General features: G+C 39.5%; 15 protein-coding genes, 1 pseudogene and 1 riboswitch. Of the genes and pseudogenes, 8 read left to right on the top strand and 8 right to left on the bottom strand.

Going from position 1 to position 15,784, the window contains the following annotated elements:
* Nucleotides 1-88: 88 nt before the first annotated feature.
* From AN490_RS10135 to AN490_RS10115, 5 genes are all read right to left on the bottom strand, one after another.
* The gene (locus tag AN490_RS10135) at nt 89-922 is read right to left on the bottom strand and encodes an ABC transporter ATP-binding protein (protein ID WP_300002611.1); all 834 of its coding nucleotides are present in this window, start codon (nt 920-922) and stop codon (nt 89-91) included.
* Nucleotides 923-953: 31 nt separating this feature from the next.
* On the bottom strand, nt 954-2,396 hold the full coding sequence (locus AN490_RS10130; protein ID WP_300002608.1) for an ABC transporter substrate-binding protein: 1,443 nt from the start codon (nt 2,394-2,396) through the stop codon (nt 954-956).
* An 82-nt stretch (nt 2,397-2,478) separates the two neighbouring features.
* A complete protein-coding gene (gene ntrB, locus AN490_RS10125) occupies nt 2,479-3,324 on the bottom strand; it encodes a nitrate ABC transporter permease (RefSeq protein WP_015078705.1) in 846 nt (281 codons plus the stop codon).
* Nucleotides 3,325-3,423: 99 nt separating this feature from the next.
* Nucleotides 3,424-3,620: riboswitch (cyclic di-AMP (ydaO/yuaA leader) on the bottom strand.
* A 221-nt stretch (nt 3,621-3,841) separates the two neighbouring features.
* Complete coding sequence (rnc, locus tag AN490_RS10120) at nt 3,842-4,522, bottom strand: ribonuclease III (RefSeq protein WP_300002605.1); 681 nt, start codon at nt 4,520-4,522, stop codon at nt 3,842-3,844.
* 91 nt (nt 4,523-4,613) lie between these two features.
* Complete coding sequence (locus AN490_RS10115) at nt 4,614-4,850, bottom strand: HNH endonuclease (protein WP_168643812.1); 237 nt, start codon at nt 4,848-4,850, stop codon at nt 4,614-4,616.
* 949 nt (nt 4,851-5,799) lie between these two features.
* Here AN490_RS10115 and AN490_RS10110 point away from each other — a divergent pair.
* Entirely contained in the window at nt 5,800-6,135 is a 336-nt protein-coding gene (locus AN490_RS10110; protein ID WP_300002599.1) for a XisI protein, read from the top strand.
* A gap of 49 nt (nt 6,136-6,184) precedes the next feature.
* Here AN490_RS10110 and AN490_RS10105 read toward each other — a convergent pair whose 3' ends face one another.
* A complete protein-coding gene (locus tag AN490_RS10105) occupies nt 6,185-6,901 on the bottom strand; it encodes a GUN4 domain-containing protein (protein ID WP_148763326.1) in 717 nt (238 codons plus the stop codon).
* Nucleotides 6,902-7,179: 278 nt separating this feature from the next.
* Between AN490_RS10105 and AN490_RS10100 the strand changes: the two genes are divergently transcribed.
* Nucleotides 7,180-8,601 (top strand): NADP-dependent isocitrate dehydrogenase, encoded by a 1,422-nt coding sequence (locus AN490_RS10100; protein ID WP_213717685.1) that lies wholly within the window; start codon nt 7,180-7,182, stop codon nt 8,599-8,601.
* A gap of 365 nt (nt 8,602-8,966) precedes the next feature.
* On the opposite strand, the gene AN490_RS10095 is transcribed toward AN490_RS10100, so the two are convergent.
* A complete protein-coding gene (locus AN490_RS10095; RefSeq protein ID WP_300002594.1) occupies nt 8,967-9,695 on the bottom strand; it encodes a cytochrome b/b6 domain-containing protein in 729 nt (242 codons plus the stop codon).
* 90 nt (nt 9,696-9,785) lie between these two features.
* Between AN490_RS10095 and AN490_RS10090 the strand changes: the two genes are divergently transcribed.
* Both AN490_RS10090 and trpD read left to right on the top strand, forming a co-directional pair.
* A complete protein-coding gene (locus tag AN490_RS10090; protein WP_300002591.1) occupies nt 9,786-10,637 on the top strand; it encodes a DNA adenine methylase in 852 nt (283 codons plus the stop codon).
* Nucleotides 10,638-10,753: 116 nt separating this feature from the next.
* A complete protein-coding gene (gene trpD / locus AN490_RS10085) occupies nt 10,754-11,800 on the top strand; it encodes an anthranilate phosphoribosyltransferase (protein ID WP_300002588.1) in 1,047 nt (348 codons plus the stop codon).
* Here the strand turns inward: trpD and AN490_RS10080 are convergent.
* Nucleotides 11,730-12,782, bottom strand: coding sequence for a retropepsin-like aspartic protease (locus AN490_RS10080; protein ID WP_300002585.1), 1,053 nt, complete (start codon nt 12,780-12,782; stop codon nt 11,730-11,732). The genes trpD and AN490_RS10080 overlap by 71 nt on opposite strands.
* 208 nt (nt 12,783-12,990) lie before the next feature.
* Here AN490_RS10080 and carA point away from each other — a divergent pair, with 208 nt between their 5' ends.
* The 4 genes and pseudogenes from carA to AN490_RS10060 all read left to right on the top strand — a co-directional run.
* Nucleotides 12,991-14,148, top strand: a complete 1,158-nt coding sequence (carA, locus tag AN490_RS10075; RefSeq protein WP_015078718.1) for a glutamine-hydrolyzing carbamoyl-phosphate synthase small subunit — start codon at nt 12,991-12,993, stop codon at nt 14,146-14,148.
* A gap of 158 nt (nt 14,149-14,306) precedes the next feature.
* Nucleotides 14,307-14,666, top strand: coding sequence for an STAS domain-containing protein (locus AN490_RS10070; RefSeq protein ID WP_300002580.1), 360 nt, complete (start codon nt 14,307-14,309; stop codon nt 14,664-14,666).
* 227 nt (nt 14,667-14,893) lie between these two features.
* Nucleotides 14,894-15,373, top strand: a complete 480-nt coding sequence (locus AN490_RS10065; RefSeq protein ID WP_300002577.1) for a ribonuclease III domain-containing protein — start codon at nt 14,894-14,896, stop codon at nt 15,371-15,373.
* 98 nt (nt 15,374-15,471) lie between these two features.
* Nucleotides 15,472-15,784: pseudogene (locus tag AN490_RS10060) on the top strand (hypothetical protein); the annotation flags it as partial.

The raw sequence follows: 15,784 nt of genomic DNA, 5'->3' as shown, positions 1-15,784 counted from the left end.
ACCACAGGGGGTTTGCCCCTAGGCAAATCTGGGCAACCACAGGGGGTTTGCCCCTAGGCAAATCTGGGCAACCACAGGGGGTTTGCCCCTACTCTGGTGTGAAATTTTGATCCAGAAAATTAAGAGCATGATTGCGAAGTTCAAAATATTCTGTAGAGTTCCGCATGGCCACTCTATCTCTAGGATGTTCAAAAGGAACTGTTAAAATTTCTCCTATTTTTGCAGATGGTCCATTAGTCATCAAAATAATTCTGTCAGACATATAAATTGCTTCGTCAACATCATGGGTAATCATCATAACAGCTTGCCGATTATGTTCCCAAATATCTAATACCTGACGTTGTAATTTACCACGAGTTAAGGCATCTAAAGCCCCAAAAGGTTCATCCATTAATAACATTTTGGGACGAATTGCTAAAGCCCTGGCAATACCCACTCTTTGTTTCATTCCTCCAGAAATTTCATCAGGATATTTATCTGCGGCTGCTGTTAAGTTTACCATTGTCAAGTGTTCATTGACAATGCTAATTTTTTCAGCCCGATTAGCATTTTTCAAAACTTCATCTACTGCTAAACGGATATTTTCACGGACTGTTAACCAAGGTAATAATGAATAATTTTGAAATACCATCATTCTATCTGCACCTGGTTTCCGAATCTCTTTACCATCTAAGCGAATTGAACCAGATGTAGCTTTTTCAAAACCACCAATTATTTTTAATAATGTGGATTTACCACAACCAGAATGACCAATTACAGAAATATATTCATCTTCACCAATGGTCAAATTAACATTATCTAAAACTGTGAATTCTCCTTTATCCTGGGTTGGATAAGATTTAACTAAATTCTCTACTTCCAAAAATCCATTCCGGGGTAAAATTTCTGGAGAAGTATGATCTTTTGAAATCGTATATTCCATGATTAATTCCTTTTGATATAATTAGCTATTTTTAAGACATGAAAAACTGAGAAGGAGCGTTAGCACGAATATCAAAACTATTGAGATATCCTACAGGATCACTAGGATCAAATCCTTTTTTATCTATAAATGCTTCTGGTGGTTCAACCTTATAATCATCCTGGGGACATTCAATTCCCATTTCTGCGGCTATGTCTCGATATAAATCGGTTCTCCAACCTTTTGCAGCTACTTCTTTGGCGTTTTTAGGAATTTCTTTGATTTGTCCCCAACGGGCTGCTTGAGTCATTAACCAAAGACTGCGAGAACGCCATAAAAATGTAGAATGTTCTCCTTTTTCATGGGGAATACTCTTAGGAAGATCATAAAAAATTGTGGTATCATCTGCTTTGATAGTTCTGTCTTTACCATCAAAACCACCATAATTATAATTGCCAATAATTCCCGGTCCAGTAAACTTAGTAATAGGAACACCGGGCTTTTTAGGTTTTGCCCCAGTGAAAGAACGTTGTGTGAGTAATTCGGCTATTTCTTGGCGATTTTCGGGTTTTCCACAATATTGACAAGCTTCGATCATTGCTTTCACTAAAGAACGGTAAGTTTTGGGATAATTGACAATAAAAGATTCCATTACTCCCAGGAGTCTATCTGGGTGTCCTTGCCAAATTTCCTTACCTTGGGCAAAGGTAAAACCGATACCTTCATTACCTGTAATTGCTCTAGTGTTCCAAGGTTCAGCAACCATGTAAGCTTCCATTGCCCCAATTCTCATGTTTGTCACCATTTGCGGTGGAGAAACAATGATTACCCGAAATTCCTTTAAAGGATCAACACCCGCAGCAGCAGAAAGATAGCGAGCAAAGTATTCATAAATTGCAGAACTGAGGACTACAGCCCAAACTTTCTTTTCCGGGGGTTGTTTGTCAAAATAGCCGCGAAAGTCCCGCCCAAAGGCTTCTAAAGCCCCATCACCGTATTTTTGCTGATATTCAAACCAAGGACGGATGCCATAGTCCCACATATCCTTACTCATGGTCATAGCGTTACCATGTCGGTGAATGGTCATTGCTGCACACAAGGGAGCATGACGCGCCCCTTCAGCCCCTATTCTAGCGTTGGTAACTGCACCAGAAACGACGGGGGAAGCGTCGAGACGACCAAAAATTAAGCCGTCGCGGGAAGTAGCCCAACTGGCTTCGCGGTTGAGTGTGACATTTAAACCATATTTGCGGAAAAATCCTTTTTTCCAAGCGATCGCAAATGGCGCACAATCATTAACAGGAACATAACCAACAGTAATATCCGATTTTTCTAAATCTTGGGATTTAACTACAGGTGTCACCGCTAAAGCTTCTTCTGTGAGTCCCTTAGCAGACCTATCTCCAGAAACATTACAGGATGATAATATCATTCCCGCAGTTGTCGCACCTATTCCCGTAATAAAATCTCTGCGAGTTAAATGATTTTCAGTCATAATTTATCATTTGGGATTTTATGAAAATACAAATTCATCTGCGTTTATCCGCGTTCATCATCTTCTATCTGCGTTTAAATCATTAACTTCCTGAACGGTGAGTAACTAACTCTTGAAGTTTTCCCACACCATAATCTAAAATCAACCCAGTTAAGCCAATTACAAACACGGCTAAAAATACAGAACTCAGATTTAAACGACTCCATTCGTCCCAAACAAAAAATCCTATTCCTACCCCACCAGTGAGCATTTCTACAGCCACAATTACCAGCCAAGCTATCCCCAAACTAATTCGCAAACCTGTAAAAATATAGGGCAAACTAGCAGGTAAAATAATTTTGGTAATCTGTCCCCAGCGGTTCATTCCCAAGACTTGTGCTACATCTAAATAATCTTTAGGAACATTAGAAACTCCCAACGCTGTATTAATAATAGTTGGCCACAGCGACGTAATGAAAATCACAAAAATAGCGGAAGGATCTGCTAAATTGAACAGAGATAAAGAAATGGGCAACCAAGCCAGTGGTGATACTGGTTTAAAAATCTGAATAATGGGATTAAAAGCCAGCATTGCCGGTCTGGACATTCCGATCAAAAATCCCAAGGGAATGGCGACTAATGCACCCAAACCAAATCCTAATATTACCCGCCGTAAACTTGCTAATAATAACCAACCAATGCCTAAATCACCGGGACCTCTTTCATAGAATGGATGTAAGATATAGTCCCAATTAGCAATTAAAGCTTCTGGTGGTGTGGGCATTAATTCATGATTAGCTAATGCTACTATCCACCACAATAAAATAATTCCTAAACAGCCTAATGCTGGGAATAAAAAAGTATCTTGAAAAATTACAAGTTTGGCTTTTCTCCAAACAGTTTGTCCCGCAACTGCAAAAATGGCAGCTATATTTAGTTGCAATATCATTTATTTCACCTCAGCAGAGTTAAGCTTGGATACGCAAATATTAACTAGTACCAACCTTGGACACTGATGAGATCAGAAAATAATTAAAATTCTGTCTCTTCAGTCTCCTCTCAATGCCTACGAAGTTAGCTGACGGGCTAGGGTTGAGAGATCCCCTTTTTTGCTCAATTTTAGATTTGATTTGATTTTTAAAGCTCAAATTCCTAAACTCATCAAGACAAAAATACGCCCCACAATTCGGTTCCTCCGTTCCAGCACTATTAACTGAAATATACTGGATTAAGCTGACTTACTCAATTATGAATAACGACAGAATATTAACATTTATATTCAGTAATAACATCAGTAGTTGTCATGAATATTAGTTTCCAGCGATTATAAATCACTACTACACAAACAAAGTCCACCTGCGTGGACTTATTAAAAATCAAGACCTTTGAACCCACGTAGCTGGGTCTTGTCTATGTAGCTGCGACTTCTAGTCGCCAAATCAAGCAGAAAATCAACAATTATCAATCTAATAAACCTGATTTTTCCATTTCGCTAACGCATCTTCAGCAGCAGCTTTTTCGGCTTCTTTTTTATTCTTTCCTTTACCTTCTCCCTTTTCTTTACCTTCTACTAATACTTTAGCTCTAAATTCTGGCGCGTGAGATGGTCCCCCTATTTGTTCCGTTACATACTTAGGGGGATTTGTGATACCTTTAGCTTGTACCAATTCTTGAAACCGATTTTTGGAATCTACATTAGAACGGATTTCTACAATGTGTTTTGAGGCATCATTAAATAATATTTTAACAATCTCACGGAGTGGTTCAACATTACGATTATTATCTAAATAGTAAGCGCCAATTACAGCCTCAAATGTACTACTTAGTAAGTTAGGATTTTGAAAACCGCCATCTCTAATTGTTCCTTTTCCTAATCTCATTCTAAAGTCTAAACCTACTTCTATAGCAAATTTTGCCAGTTGTTTTTCTTCTACTAATGCGGAACGAAGACGAGTTAATTCATCTTCTCCTTTTTCAGCAAACTTTTCATAAAGATATTCACCGCTTAAAAAATTGAGAATAGCATCACCGAGAAATTCTAAGCGCTCGTTATGTTCCCCTTGTTCTGGGTTTTCGTTAACATAAGAACGGTGGGTTAATGCTTGACGCAGGAGTTTTTCATTTTGGAATGTGAGAAGTTTGTGCATTTTGATATTTTTATTATTTGTGAATTTAATTAAGTGAAGAGGTGAGCAATATACCCACCTCACAAAATAAAAACCTAATAAGATTTAGGTGTTATTTAAAGACATTTACCTTTACACCTGGTGGAAATAGACTATTTCCACGAGAACGGTTACAAGTTAAACAAGCGAGTCTTAAGTTTTCCAAAGAGTTAGAACCACCACGACTTTTAGGACGGAGGTGTTCAATAGTCAGCATATCTATTGATATCGACTTACCACACCACCAACAGCAAGCACCATATTCATCTATCAGTTGATGCTTTTTACTTTGTTTCTGTTTGGAATTCATGTGAATTATTTTCCGTTGATTTTTTTGTCAACAGCATCGGAAAACCACACATCTATTAGCAATACAGCCATATTAGAGAATAAACTAAAAAGTTAGTTTTCTCTTATCTAGCTTCTCTAAATTAATCAGTTTCAGTCTCAGCAGTATGATTCCCAAATTACCGCCAACAGTTCGCTTCGTTCCTGCGGCTGAAATTTGATCTAAAAAAATTCACTTTTAACCAGTTTTCCTGACAAATTCGTGAGTTTGTTCAGCTTCTATCATTCTGTTTATCTTGAAGCAGTATTTCGCAAATAAAATACTCTATTTATCGAGTTAGAACCAAGCACTGAAGGATAAAATATAGCTTTTTATTTTTCTTCTGCAAGCAGTAACGCAATTGTTATGAGATTCTTAGCTATATGTTAGATTCTCTTAGAATGGCATGATGGCGTTATTTTTGCTAGGTTCTGCTAACTTCAAAATTTCTCACAAATTTAATTGTCACTACTATTGAGTGCCACTAACTAATCGCTTTGCACTTGCTGGTTTTGGCTGAAATCAAATTTAACTTTCAGACAAAGGAACAAAGCGAACTACTAGCAGTAACTTAGGAATCCTGCTGCTGAGACAACTACTGACGCTTGGGCGTTAGAGATCTGCTTGAGATCGCAGTTATTTAGCTGTCTTAACACTAAATAATTACATATCTACTTTAGAATGTCAAGATTCTGTTTGTAAAAAAATATAACATCTACCAATTCCAGATCCCCATTTGGGGTATTCCAGGGATATCTGTGAGGTTAGACATAGATAGAAATTACTATAATCATAGATAGAAAGTTTTATATTTAGCTGTTCCTTTAGGAGTTTATTACGCTTTCTTTTAATTGCAATTTATCAAAACAGTTGTCGAACATTATCAACTTAAAATCATTGTTTATGATCCGATTCAGGAGGCGATTCTAGAATGGAAAAACTAAAGCAATATCAAAATTATGTTCAACAAGTTATCAGAGAGTATGCTCAAATAGGTTCAAAGAAAGATGAGATTGAGCAACAACTGATTTTTGATCCCGTTGGTAATCATTATCAGTTAATGTATGTTGGTTGGAAGAACAGACGCAGACAGCATGGTTGTGTTTTACATCTTGATATTAAAAACAACAAGATTTGGATACAACATGATGGAACGGAGATTGGTATAGCAGATGAATTAGTTAAATTGGGTGTACCACAAGAAGATATTGTCTTAGCTTTTCATGAGCCTTTGATGAGACAATATACAGGCTTTGCAGTTGGTTAATTTCAGATCCCCGACTTCTCAAAGAAGTCGGGGATCTAACGGGATCTAACTACTTATTCCAAGCAGGATGACACAACAGAGAAGACATCACCCGCACACCACGCAATTGATTAGAGAGGGGTAGATGACCTCTAGGAGCGCTTAAATCCCAGGTGAAGCCGTTAGGATATCTTGTCCAGTTATTACCATTCTTCCAGTCAATTTTTGGCCACAAGTTGACCCAATTTTTACTTAAACCTAACCAAATTTCGCGCTGCACGGAAAAGCCAAATTTACCTTCTGAGTGAACTACCCAGAGTTGATTAATGGTGCGTAAGTCTTGAATTGGTAAACTTTCTACTTCTGTAAAGTATAGCCATTTTCTTTTTACTGCTTGGGGACCTGCTGCTTCACACATCTTTTGAATTGTCAAGAGGTCCGCTGCTTGAAAATCTTGATCTGCAAGTAGCTTTTGCAAAGAATTGTAACTGATCCCACAGTCCGATTTTAGAGGTACAATTCCTTCAGGAAAGTTAGTTTGTAGAAATCCTTGACTTGTCGGTGCATCAGTATTGTAGATGACTTGGTAGACTTTGCCATCAATCCAAGTTGCTGGGGTATCACGACGTTTCAGCAAAAATTCCTTCAACACATCTAACCCATCATTACCCAAGTCAGCTAACTGCGGGATGATTTGTTGTTGGACTTTTTCGGACCCAGCGATTAACTTTTGGCGGAGGGAGTCGAGATCATTTGTAGTGCCTGATACAATCATTGGGTCTGTCATGCCGTTACTCGTGTTAGCGTGAGCGTGAATAAACTATCTACTGCTATCGGTTATTCTACAAAATGAAAGCCGAATAGCGAAAAGTAGTTTACTCCGAATCTTGGGTAAAGTTGGCAAGCCCTTGAGTATATATTTGAAAAAATCACTCACGGTGGCTTTAGCGAAATCCTAGCCCACAATACTTTATCAGGTAAGGAGTTACAGAATCCAGGAGTTACAGAAATTATGACTCCTGACTCCATACCCGGTGAATTTATTCTATTTGGAATTTGTGAATTATGTACGAAAAGATTACTCCTCCCACCACCGGCGCGAAAATTACCTTCAAAAATGGTGAACCGGTTGTTCCTGAAAATCCCATTATTCCCTTTATTCGCGGTGACGGTACGGGTATAGATATTTGGCCGGCGACGGAAAAAGTGCTTGATGCTGCGATCGCCAAAGCATACAATGGTCAAAGAAAAATTAGCTGGTTTAGGGTTTATGCTGGTGATGAAGCCTGTGATTTGTACGGTACATATCAGTATTTACCTCAAGATACATTGACGGCTATTAAAGAATATGGCATAGCAATTAAAGGACCTCTAACTACTCCCGTTGGTGGCGGAATTCGGTCTTTAAATGTGGCATTACGCCAAATCTTTGACCTTTATACTTGCGTGCGTCCTTGTCGTTATTACGCTGGGACACCTTCTCCCCACAAAACTCCTGAAAAATTGGATGTGATTGTTTATCGGGAAAATACGGAAGATATTTATTTGGGGATTGAGTGGAAGCAAGGTAGTGAAATCGGCGATCGCCTGATAAAATTCTTAAATGAAGAATTGATACCCGCTACCCCAGAACACGGTAAAAAGCAAATTCCCCTCGATGCTGGTATCGGTATCAAACCCATCAGCAAAACCGGTTCTCAGCGGCTTGTTCGTCGTGCCATCAAACACGCCTTATTATTGCCCAAAAATAAGCAACAAGTCACCTTGGTGCATAAAGGCAATATCATGAAATACACAGAAGGCGCTTTCCGCGATTGGGGTTATGAATTAGCCACAACGGAATTCCGTCAAGAAACTGTGACAGAACGGGAATCTTGGATTTTGGGTAATAAGGAAAAAAATCCCCATATTTCCTCAGAAGAAAATGCCCATGAAATTGATCCTGGTTTTGATTCTTTGACTCCAGAGAAAAAAGCGCAAATTGTCAAAGAAGTAGAAACAGTTCTAAATACAATTTGGGAAAGTCACGGAAACGGCAAATGGAAAGAAAAAATCATGGTCAATGATCGCATTGCTGATAGTATCTTTCAACAAATTCAAACTCGTCCAGATGAGTATTCTATCCTGGCGACAATGAACCTCAACGGTGATTATTTATCTGATGCTGCTGCTGCTATCGTTGGCGGTTTAGGCATGGGTCCAGGGGCAAATATTGGCGACTCCTGCGCGATTTTTGAAGCTACCCATGGGACAGCACCCAAACACGCTGGTTTAGACAGAATTAACCCCGGTTCTGTAATTCTTTCCGGTGTGATGATGCTGGAATATATGGGTTGGCAAGAAGCCGCAGATTTGATTAAAAAAGGATTAGGTGATGCCATAGCCAATGGTCAAGTCACTTATGACTTAGCGCGGTTAATGGAACCACCTGTACAACCATTAAAGTGTTCTGAATTTGCTGACGCAATCATCAAACATTTCGGTTAATTTCCGTTATCGTGAAATTAAGATGTATCAAATATTTTTTACCCCACCCTAACCCTCCCTTTATTGTTTCCCCCCTTTACAAGGGGGGACTAAGGGGGGTAGCAATGTGATGAAAATTACGGAATACCACTTTTCAAACATCCTCTAAGGATTAACAGGATGTGATTTTTTACTTAAATAATAATTTATTATTTAAGTAATAGGTTACAAAATAACGTTTTCAATTTGAGAATATTCAATTTATCAATCTGTGCTAGTAATTTTTCCAAAGTTTCAGATTCTTCATTTGACAATTGATTATCAGAATTTTTTATTAATAAATCATCTTCGTAAGAAATTACTAAAACCTGGAATAATAACTCCTTTTATGATTCACCACTAGAAAAAAACAAAGGTAAAACAAATGCTGTGATAATTCCCGCCAATACAATCACCTCGATTATTTTCATTAATAAACCAACTGCCATAAATTGATTAATTTCTTCTCTAAGATTATTGGAAAAATCATTGAACCAAGCACGTAAACTACCATACCAGTTAGCAGGGCTATCTTCTGGACGAAATTTCCATGATAATATTGACAGTAATAATGGCACACCACCAACTTTAGCAGACATCAAAACATGAATTGCTAAACAACAAATCATGATTAACCAAGCTATTAAATGAGCATAATACCAAATATGATCAAGTTCTCCTATAGGTAGCCATTCTTCCTTCATCATTCTGCCAGAAACTACCGCCAAAACACCAGCGAGTAACATTTTAGTATTTGCTAAACGTTGGAGACTTACCCACCAAATTGGTCTACCAAATTGAGTTAAATTTTGGATAGAGTCTGGTTGTAATAGTCGTCTTTTCCCAGCATGGAAACTATAAACAGCAAAAAATGGCAGTAAAATCAAGAAAAATACTGCCAATGTCCCATGAATATCCTGTATAGGATTGATTTTAGGAACTGGAATATATCCAAATCTCTTATCAAAAGTGTTGTAAACTAAGAATCCGCTAATAATTGCGCCAATGACTAAAATCCCGCTGACACCATGCAGGATTCGTAAAATCAAGGGTTGATAGGGGGCTGAACGGTTCATACATTGATGTAGTAAGTTTGAAGAAGGGTAATTTTGTTGTAAATATTAAAATGTAAAATATATATTATCACTTCTTGAACATTGAACAAAATGAATATCAAAAGTCCTCTCCGTTATCCTGGTGGAAAATCAAGAGCAATTAAAAGTATCGCTGAATGTCTCCCAAAAAAGTTTTCTGAATTTAGAGAACCCTTTGTTGGTGGTGGTTCAGTTTTCATCTATCTTAAACAAAAATTTCCTCATCTCCAGATTGCTATTAACGATTTAAACCCAGAATTATATCTATTTTGGCATTTTGTAAAATCTGATTTATCAAAGTTAGTTTCCGAAGTTTGGCAAATTAAAAAAAACTCCCAAGATGGAAAATTACTCTTTGCCAAATTAGCTCATGTAGATGTTAACACCCTATCTGATTTAGAAAGAGCAGTACGCTTTTTTGTTCTTAACAGAATTACATTTTCGGGAACTATAGAATCCGGTGGATTTTCTTTAGAATCTTTTCATAAAAGATTTACTAACTCATCAATAGATAGACTGGAAAAATTAGAACATATACTAACACAAGATGTGAAAATCACCAACTTAGACTATAGTCATCTAATTAATGAACCAGGAAAAGACGTATTTATATTTTTAGATCCTCCTTATGTTAAAGCCGAAAAATCTAAATTGTATGGTAAAAAAGGAGATTTACATACAGGATTTGATCATCAAAGATTTGCAGAAATATTAAAGCAATGTCCGCACAATTGGTTAATTACCTATGACGATTGCCCAGAAATCAGAGAAAACTTTCAATGGGCAAATATCATCGAATGGGAATTACAATATGGCATGAATAACTATAAACAAAAAAAAGCCGAAAAAGGTAAAGAACTATTCATTAGTAATTATGAAATAAAACCAAAACCCGAAAAATCTCTTCCTTCTCTACCTCTGTGACCTCTGTGCCTCTGCGGTTCGTTCTCATTCCATAAAATATCCACTAACAGCGATAGCGCGAAATAAAAAGCCATTTTTCGGTAAAATCACATGGAACATCATCAAAAACCCGAACAATGGATTTTACTATTTGGTCTAACTTACTCAAACAATTATTAGAACGTCAATCATTATCCCGCACTCAAGCCGCAGAATTGATGCAAGGATGGATAAATGAAACAATTCCCCCAGAACTATCAGGGGCAATTTTAATGGCCTTGAACTTCAAAGGCGTTTGTGCAGAAGAATTAACAGGAATGGCCGAAGTCTTAAAATCCCTGTCTTCCGTACCCATAAACAAACGTGAGCATACCCCATTTGTCCCGTTAATTGATACTTGTGGTACAGGTGGTGATGGAGCATCAACCTTTAATATTTCCACCGCTGTCGCCTTTGTAGTGGCTGCTGCTGGTGTACCTGTCGCTAAACATGGTAGTCGTTCAGCCTCCAGTCTTACGGGCAGCGCCGATGTTTTAGAAGCACTGGGAGTAAACTTGACTGCTGCGAGTGAAAAAGTCCAAGCAGCAGTGCAAGAGGTAGGAATTACATTTTTATTTGCCCCTGGTTGGCATCCAGCCCTGAAAGCAGTTGCCCCATTACGGCGGAATCTCAAAGTGCGGACTGTGTTTAATTTACTTGGACCTTTGGTAAATCCCCTGAATCCCACCGGTCAGGTAATTGGTGTTTTTGATCCTCAACTGATAGAAACCGTTGCTGAAGCCTTAAATCTCTTGGGGACGCAAACAGCAATGGTTCTCCATGGACGAGAAAAATTAGATGAAGCTGGTTTAGGCGATATTACCGATTTGGCGATCTTAAAAGATGGTAAAGTATTATTAACTACAGTTGATCCCGATGAAGTAGGAGTCACACCTGCCCCCATTACCGCTGTCAAAGGTGGTAACGTTCAAGAAAATGCGGTGATTCTGAAAGAAGTTTTGCAAGGGAAAGGAACACAAGCGCAACAGGATATAGTGGCGTTAAATGCTTCCCTAGCATTACAAGTAGCAGGTGCAGTTCCCTGGCTAAATCATGCTCAAGGGGTGACTGTAGCTAAAGAAATTTTACAAAGCGGTAGCCCTTGGACAAAGTTGGCACATTTAGTGGAATTCCTGGGGGATTAGCTTCTGAGTAGGCTTGAGGACGAAATTCCACAACGTTACGTTTGATAGTTACATCGTAATTACCGAAAAAGTCATGTCCTAAAAGTCCTGTTTCTAATTCTGTCCCAGCGATCGCTACTGGGACTTTATTTACCGTCATCCCCCCAACTTCCATAGAATCAAGATAGCCAATGGGGAATTCCACAGCCTTAGCGCTGGCCGTATTCGCTTTAGCTTTTCCTACCGTTACCACTCCTAAAGCCGCTGCTATCTTTTGAGTGATTACAGTCCCACTAGCTCCCGTATCCACAATCATCTCAAATCGCTGTGTACCGTTGAAGGTAACTTCAATAATTGGTGTACCACCAATTCGCCGCTTAATTGGGGCAATAAATACCTCATTATTGCGGGGGAGGATAGTTGATGACGGGAAACTAGGCTTAGATAAGGATGGTTTTAGGGTTTTGACAGAGGAACGGGGGGGAACTATGCCATGACTCTGTGGCTGAGGAACATCAATGACAACCGATTGCGGTTGAGTTAAAGAAGATGCTAAATTTTTGGGGTAGGCTTTGCGACGAGCAAAGGCAATTTGACGGCGATATTCACCGATTTGGCGTTGAGCAAAGGCAAAATTGCCACTATCACGGTGGACTTGCTTCATGAGAGCGATCGCATCTTGCAACTGACTCACTACCAAATTCCAATCATCCACAGACACAGCAGATCGGCTGATACTTTTAGCACCAGCAGCTTTATCTAGTGCCATTGCCAAAGGACTTAATTGGGTGGGGGAAGATTCTCGTGGCGTTGATTTCGGACTAGCTAACAATTGTTGACGTTGACGGGGAGAATGGATGGCTGCCAAACTCCCAGTTGACAAAGATTGCTTAGATTCATCAGTTGTCGTTGTCTGCTGATCTTGATCACAGGCAACAGTCAAAACCGCTAAACTAACGGAACAAAAAATGAGGGCTGTCCGGGACAAAAAAGACTGAAGCATAGTGAATGTTTTAACCGCCCTGGCTGCTCTTCCCAAGTGTACTCCTCCCACCCAATTAAAGATGCGTGACTATTGAATCATTTAATTTTTTATTAATTCCAGGCAAGAATCTAAAAGCCTCAACTCATGGGATAATAAGCAGTCGCAGTCCAAGACTGGGAAAAAAATTAATTAATTCAAAATTTAAAAAAACTGCCCCCTCTTACCTATGCCCCTATCTGACGCAATACCTGCTCTACTTGTCCTAGCAGATGGCTCTATTTATCGCGGTTGGTCTTTCGGAGCGACAGGAACTGCCATTGGCGAAATCGTATTTAACACTGGCATGACCGGATATCAAGAAGTGTTAACCGATCCTAGTTACTGTGGTCAAATTGTCATTTTTACCTATCCCGAATTAGGTAACACTGGTATTAATTCCGAAGACGAAGAATCAAATCAACCTCATGTTAAGGGAGCGATCGCTCGGAATATTTGTCATAAACCCAGCAATTGGCGTTCCACCCAATCCCTCCCCAACTACCTCCAACAGCACCAAATTCCAGCTATTTACGGCATAGATACCCGCGCCCTCACTCGGAAAATCCGCACCTTTGGGGCAATGAATGGCGGCATTTCCACAGCAATTCTCGACGAAGCAGAATTGTTAGAAATGGTACAAGCTGCTCCCAACATGACAGGCTTAAACCTGGTCAAAGATGTCACCACACCAACCGTTTACGAATGGCTGGAAGCCACAACAGCCCCTTGGGAATTCAATTCCGCAGCAGTGGCTAAAATTGGCGAAACCTTCACCGTCGTCGCTCTAGACTTTGGTGTCAAGCGGAATATCTTGCGTCGTCTAGCCAGTTATGGATGTCGCGTCATAGTTGTTCCTGCCGATACACAACCAGAAGAAATTCTCAAATACAATCCAGATGGTATTTTCCTCTCCAACGGACCAGGAGACCCCGCCGCCGTCACAGAAGGTATCAACACCACAAGAGCCTTACTAGACAGCCAAAAACCCATATTTGGCATTTGTATGGGACACCAAATTTTAGGTCATGCTCTCGGTGCAGAAACATTTAAACTAAAATTTGGACATCGGGGTTTAAATCAACCTGCTGGTTTACAAACAAGAGTGGAAATTACCAGCCAAAATCACAGTTTTGCTCTTGATCCAGACTCCTTACCAACTGCTACAGTCGAGGTCAGCCACTTGAACCTCAATGATCTGACAGTAGCTGGAGTCCGTCACAAGACCCTACCTGTGTTTTCTGTTCAGTATCACCCAGAAGCCAGTCCTGGACCCCATGATGCTGATTACTTGTTTGAGCAGTTTGTACTAAAAATGCAAGCAGCACGTCAAGGCGCAATCGCCTAACTTGAGGATAAAAAATGTCATGATGGATATTGGTAATTAGTAAAAATTTTTGCCGGTCCCCAACATAGACAAATTGCTCAAAAACCATCTATACTAGAACGTTTACTTTTAGTAAAAAGAACGAGGAGAAAATCATAGCTGAACCACTGAATCTAACCGTGAGCCTGAGAGGTACACGCGAAGTCCGCGATAGCTGTCAGCTATTCCGCCTCACAGGTTTATTAGACGCTTTCTCTGAGCCAACATTCATTAAAGTAATCGGCAGTAAAATTGAGGACGGTCCCAAAAACATCATTTTGGATCTTTCACAGATCGACTTTGTGGACAGTTCTGGCTTAGGTGCGCTCGTAAGACTAGCCAAACTGGCTAAACCTGAACCAGATGGTGAAGGCAGTTTCCAAATTGTCAGTAATGCCCGTGTAACCCAAACGGTTAAGCTTGTTCGTTTAGAAAAATTTCTCTCCTTACAACTTACAGTTGAAGCAGCCCTAGAAAACATCCCCTCCTCTGCGGCTTGATTGCTTAAATGGAAAATCTAAATTAGGCTGTCCGATGTCAAATCTGGATAGCCTAATTTTTGGATATAGTAGGGAATGGAGTTGAAAGTCTTTTAAGTGCATACTGTTATATCAGGGAATAGCCCTTATTTAATGTATTATGTTGAGAGTTAAAATTTAAGTTGTTTTAGATAATGCCGGCAAAAATTGTCTCCCGATGTAGTGCTTTTTTAAGGAATGATTAATCTGTGAAGTCCAAGGAGGAAACAGGCGAACACGAAGAAGATGAAACCGCTACACAGCATTCATCAGATATTTCCCCGTGGTTGGTAAATGCGACGCAACTGCCCCAGCAAATATCCCCAGCCCAAATAAAACAGATATCTCCTTCAGCTTTGGCCTACTTGGGGGATGCAATTTATGAATTATATGTTAGAATGTTTTATCTGTGGCCACAACAACGACTAGACAACTACCATCGTTCCGTAGTGGATCAGGTAAGAGCAGAAACACAAGCGCTACATTTGCGAATGTTAACTCCTTACTTGAGGAGTAACGAATTAGAAATTGTTCGCAGAGGTCGTAACTCTGCTACGAGTCGTCATAAACGACTGAATCCCGAAATTTATCAACAGGCAACTAGTTTAGAAACCTTAGTTGGCTACTTATATCTTACTGATTACCCCCGTTTAACCGAGCTATTACAAAAACTTCCCCTAGAGAAATAGTGAGAAGCTACATCTGGCGATTGTTACTGATTTGTAATTGTTCATTAAATTGATGTCATCGGGCTGTTCCCTCATTTAAATCAAACCTCAATACTGTTATGACAAGTCAACCAAAGAAAAGTAATTCCGGCGGACAACCAAAACGTGGTCAGCCAGTGAAAATCAAGGGCAAACGCGTTGTCCCTCAACCTAGCCGTAATCAAGGCAAAAGTGATGGTAAACCCATTTCTGTTAAACCTCGCTCTCGCTACGGTTCTGAACAATCCCCAGAAGTGAAAGTAGACAGAGAAGGTAAATCCTATTCTGCAAAACCTCGGACATCTCGCTACGGTTCTGAACAATCCCCAGAAGTGAGAGTAGATAGAGAAGGTAAATCCTATTCTGCTAAACCTCGCTCTCGCTACGGTTCTG

The sequence above is a fragment of the Anabaena sp. AL09 genome (assembly GCF_001672255.1).
In the GTDB taxonomy this organism is placed as follows: Bacteria; Cyanobacteriota; Cyanobacteriia; order Cyanobacteriales; family Nostocaceae; genus Dolichospermum; species Dolichospermum lemmermannii.
The sequence above is the reverse complement of the archived record's forward strand: the minus strand, read 5'-3'. Positions and strand labels throughout refer to the sequence as shown.

Excerpts from the sequence above, each read along its gene's own strand:
- AN490_RS10135 (WP_300002611.1), bottom strand. The coding sequence starts at position 922 with ATGGAATATACGATTTCAAAAGATCATACTTCTCCAGAAATTTTACCC.
- AN490_RS10130 (WP_300002608.1), bottom strand. The coding sequence starts at position 2,396 with ATGACTGAAAATCATTTAACTCGCAGAGATTTTATTACGGGAATAGGT.
- ntrB (WP_015078705.1), bottom strand. The coding sequence starts at position 3,324 with ATGATATTGCAACTAAATATAGCTGCCATTTTTGCAGTTGCGGGACAA.
- rnc (WP_300002605.1), bottom strand. The coding sequence starts at position 4,522 with ATGCACAAACTTCTCACATTCCAAAATGAAAAACTCCTGCGTCAAGCA.
- AN490_RS10115 (WP_168643812.1), bottom strand. The coding sequence starts at position 4,850 with ATGAATTCCAAACAGAAACAAAGTAAAAAGCATCAACTGATAGATGAA.
- AN490_RS10110 (WP_300002599.1), top strand. The coding sequence starts at position 5,800 with ATGGAAAAACTAAAGCAATATCAAAATTATGTTCAACAAGTTATCAGA.
- AN490_RS10105 (WP_148763326.1), bottom strand. The coding sequence starts at position 6,901 with ATGACAGACCCAATGATTGTATCAGGCACTACAAATGATCTCGACTCC.
- AN490_RS10100 (WP_213717685.1), top strand. The coding sequence starts at position 7,180 with ATGTACGAAAAGATTACTCCTCCCACCACCGGCGCGAAAATTACCTTC.
- AN490_RS10095 (WP_300002594.1), bottom strand. The coding sequence starts at position 9,695 with ATGAACCGTTCAGCCCCCTATCAACCCTTGATTTTACGAATCCTGCAT.
- AN490_RS10090 (WP_300002591.1), top strand. The coding sequence starts at position 9,786 with ATGAATATCAAAAGTCCTCTCCGTTATCCTGGTGGAAAATCAAGAGCA.
- trpD (WP_300002588.1), top strand. The coding sequence starts at position 10,754 with ATGGATTTTACTATTTGGTCTAACTTACTCAAACAATTATTAGAACGT.
- AN490_RS10080 (WP_300002585.1), bottom strand. The coding sequence starts at position 12,782 with ATGCTTCAGTCTTTTTTGTCCCGGACAGCCCTCATTTTTTGTTCCGTT.
- carA (WP_015078718.1), top strand. The coding sequence starts at position 12,991 with ATGCCCCTATCTGACGCAATACCTGCTCTACTTGTCCTAGCAGATGGC.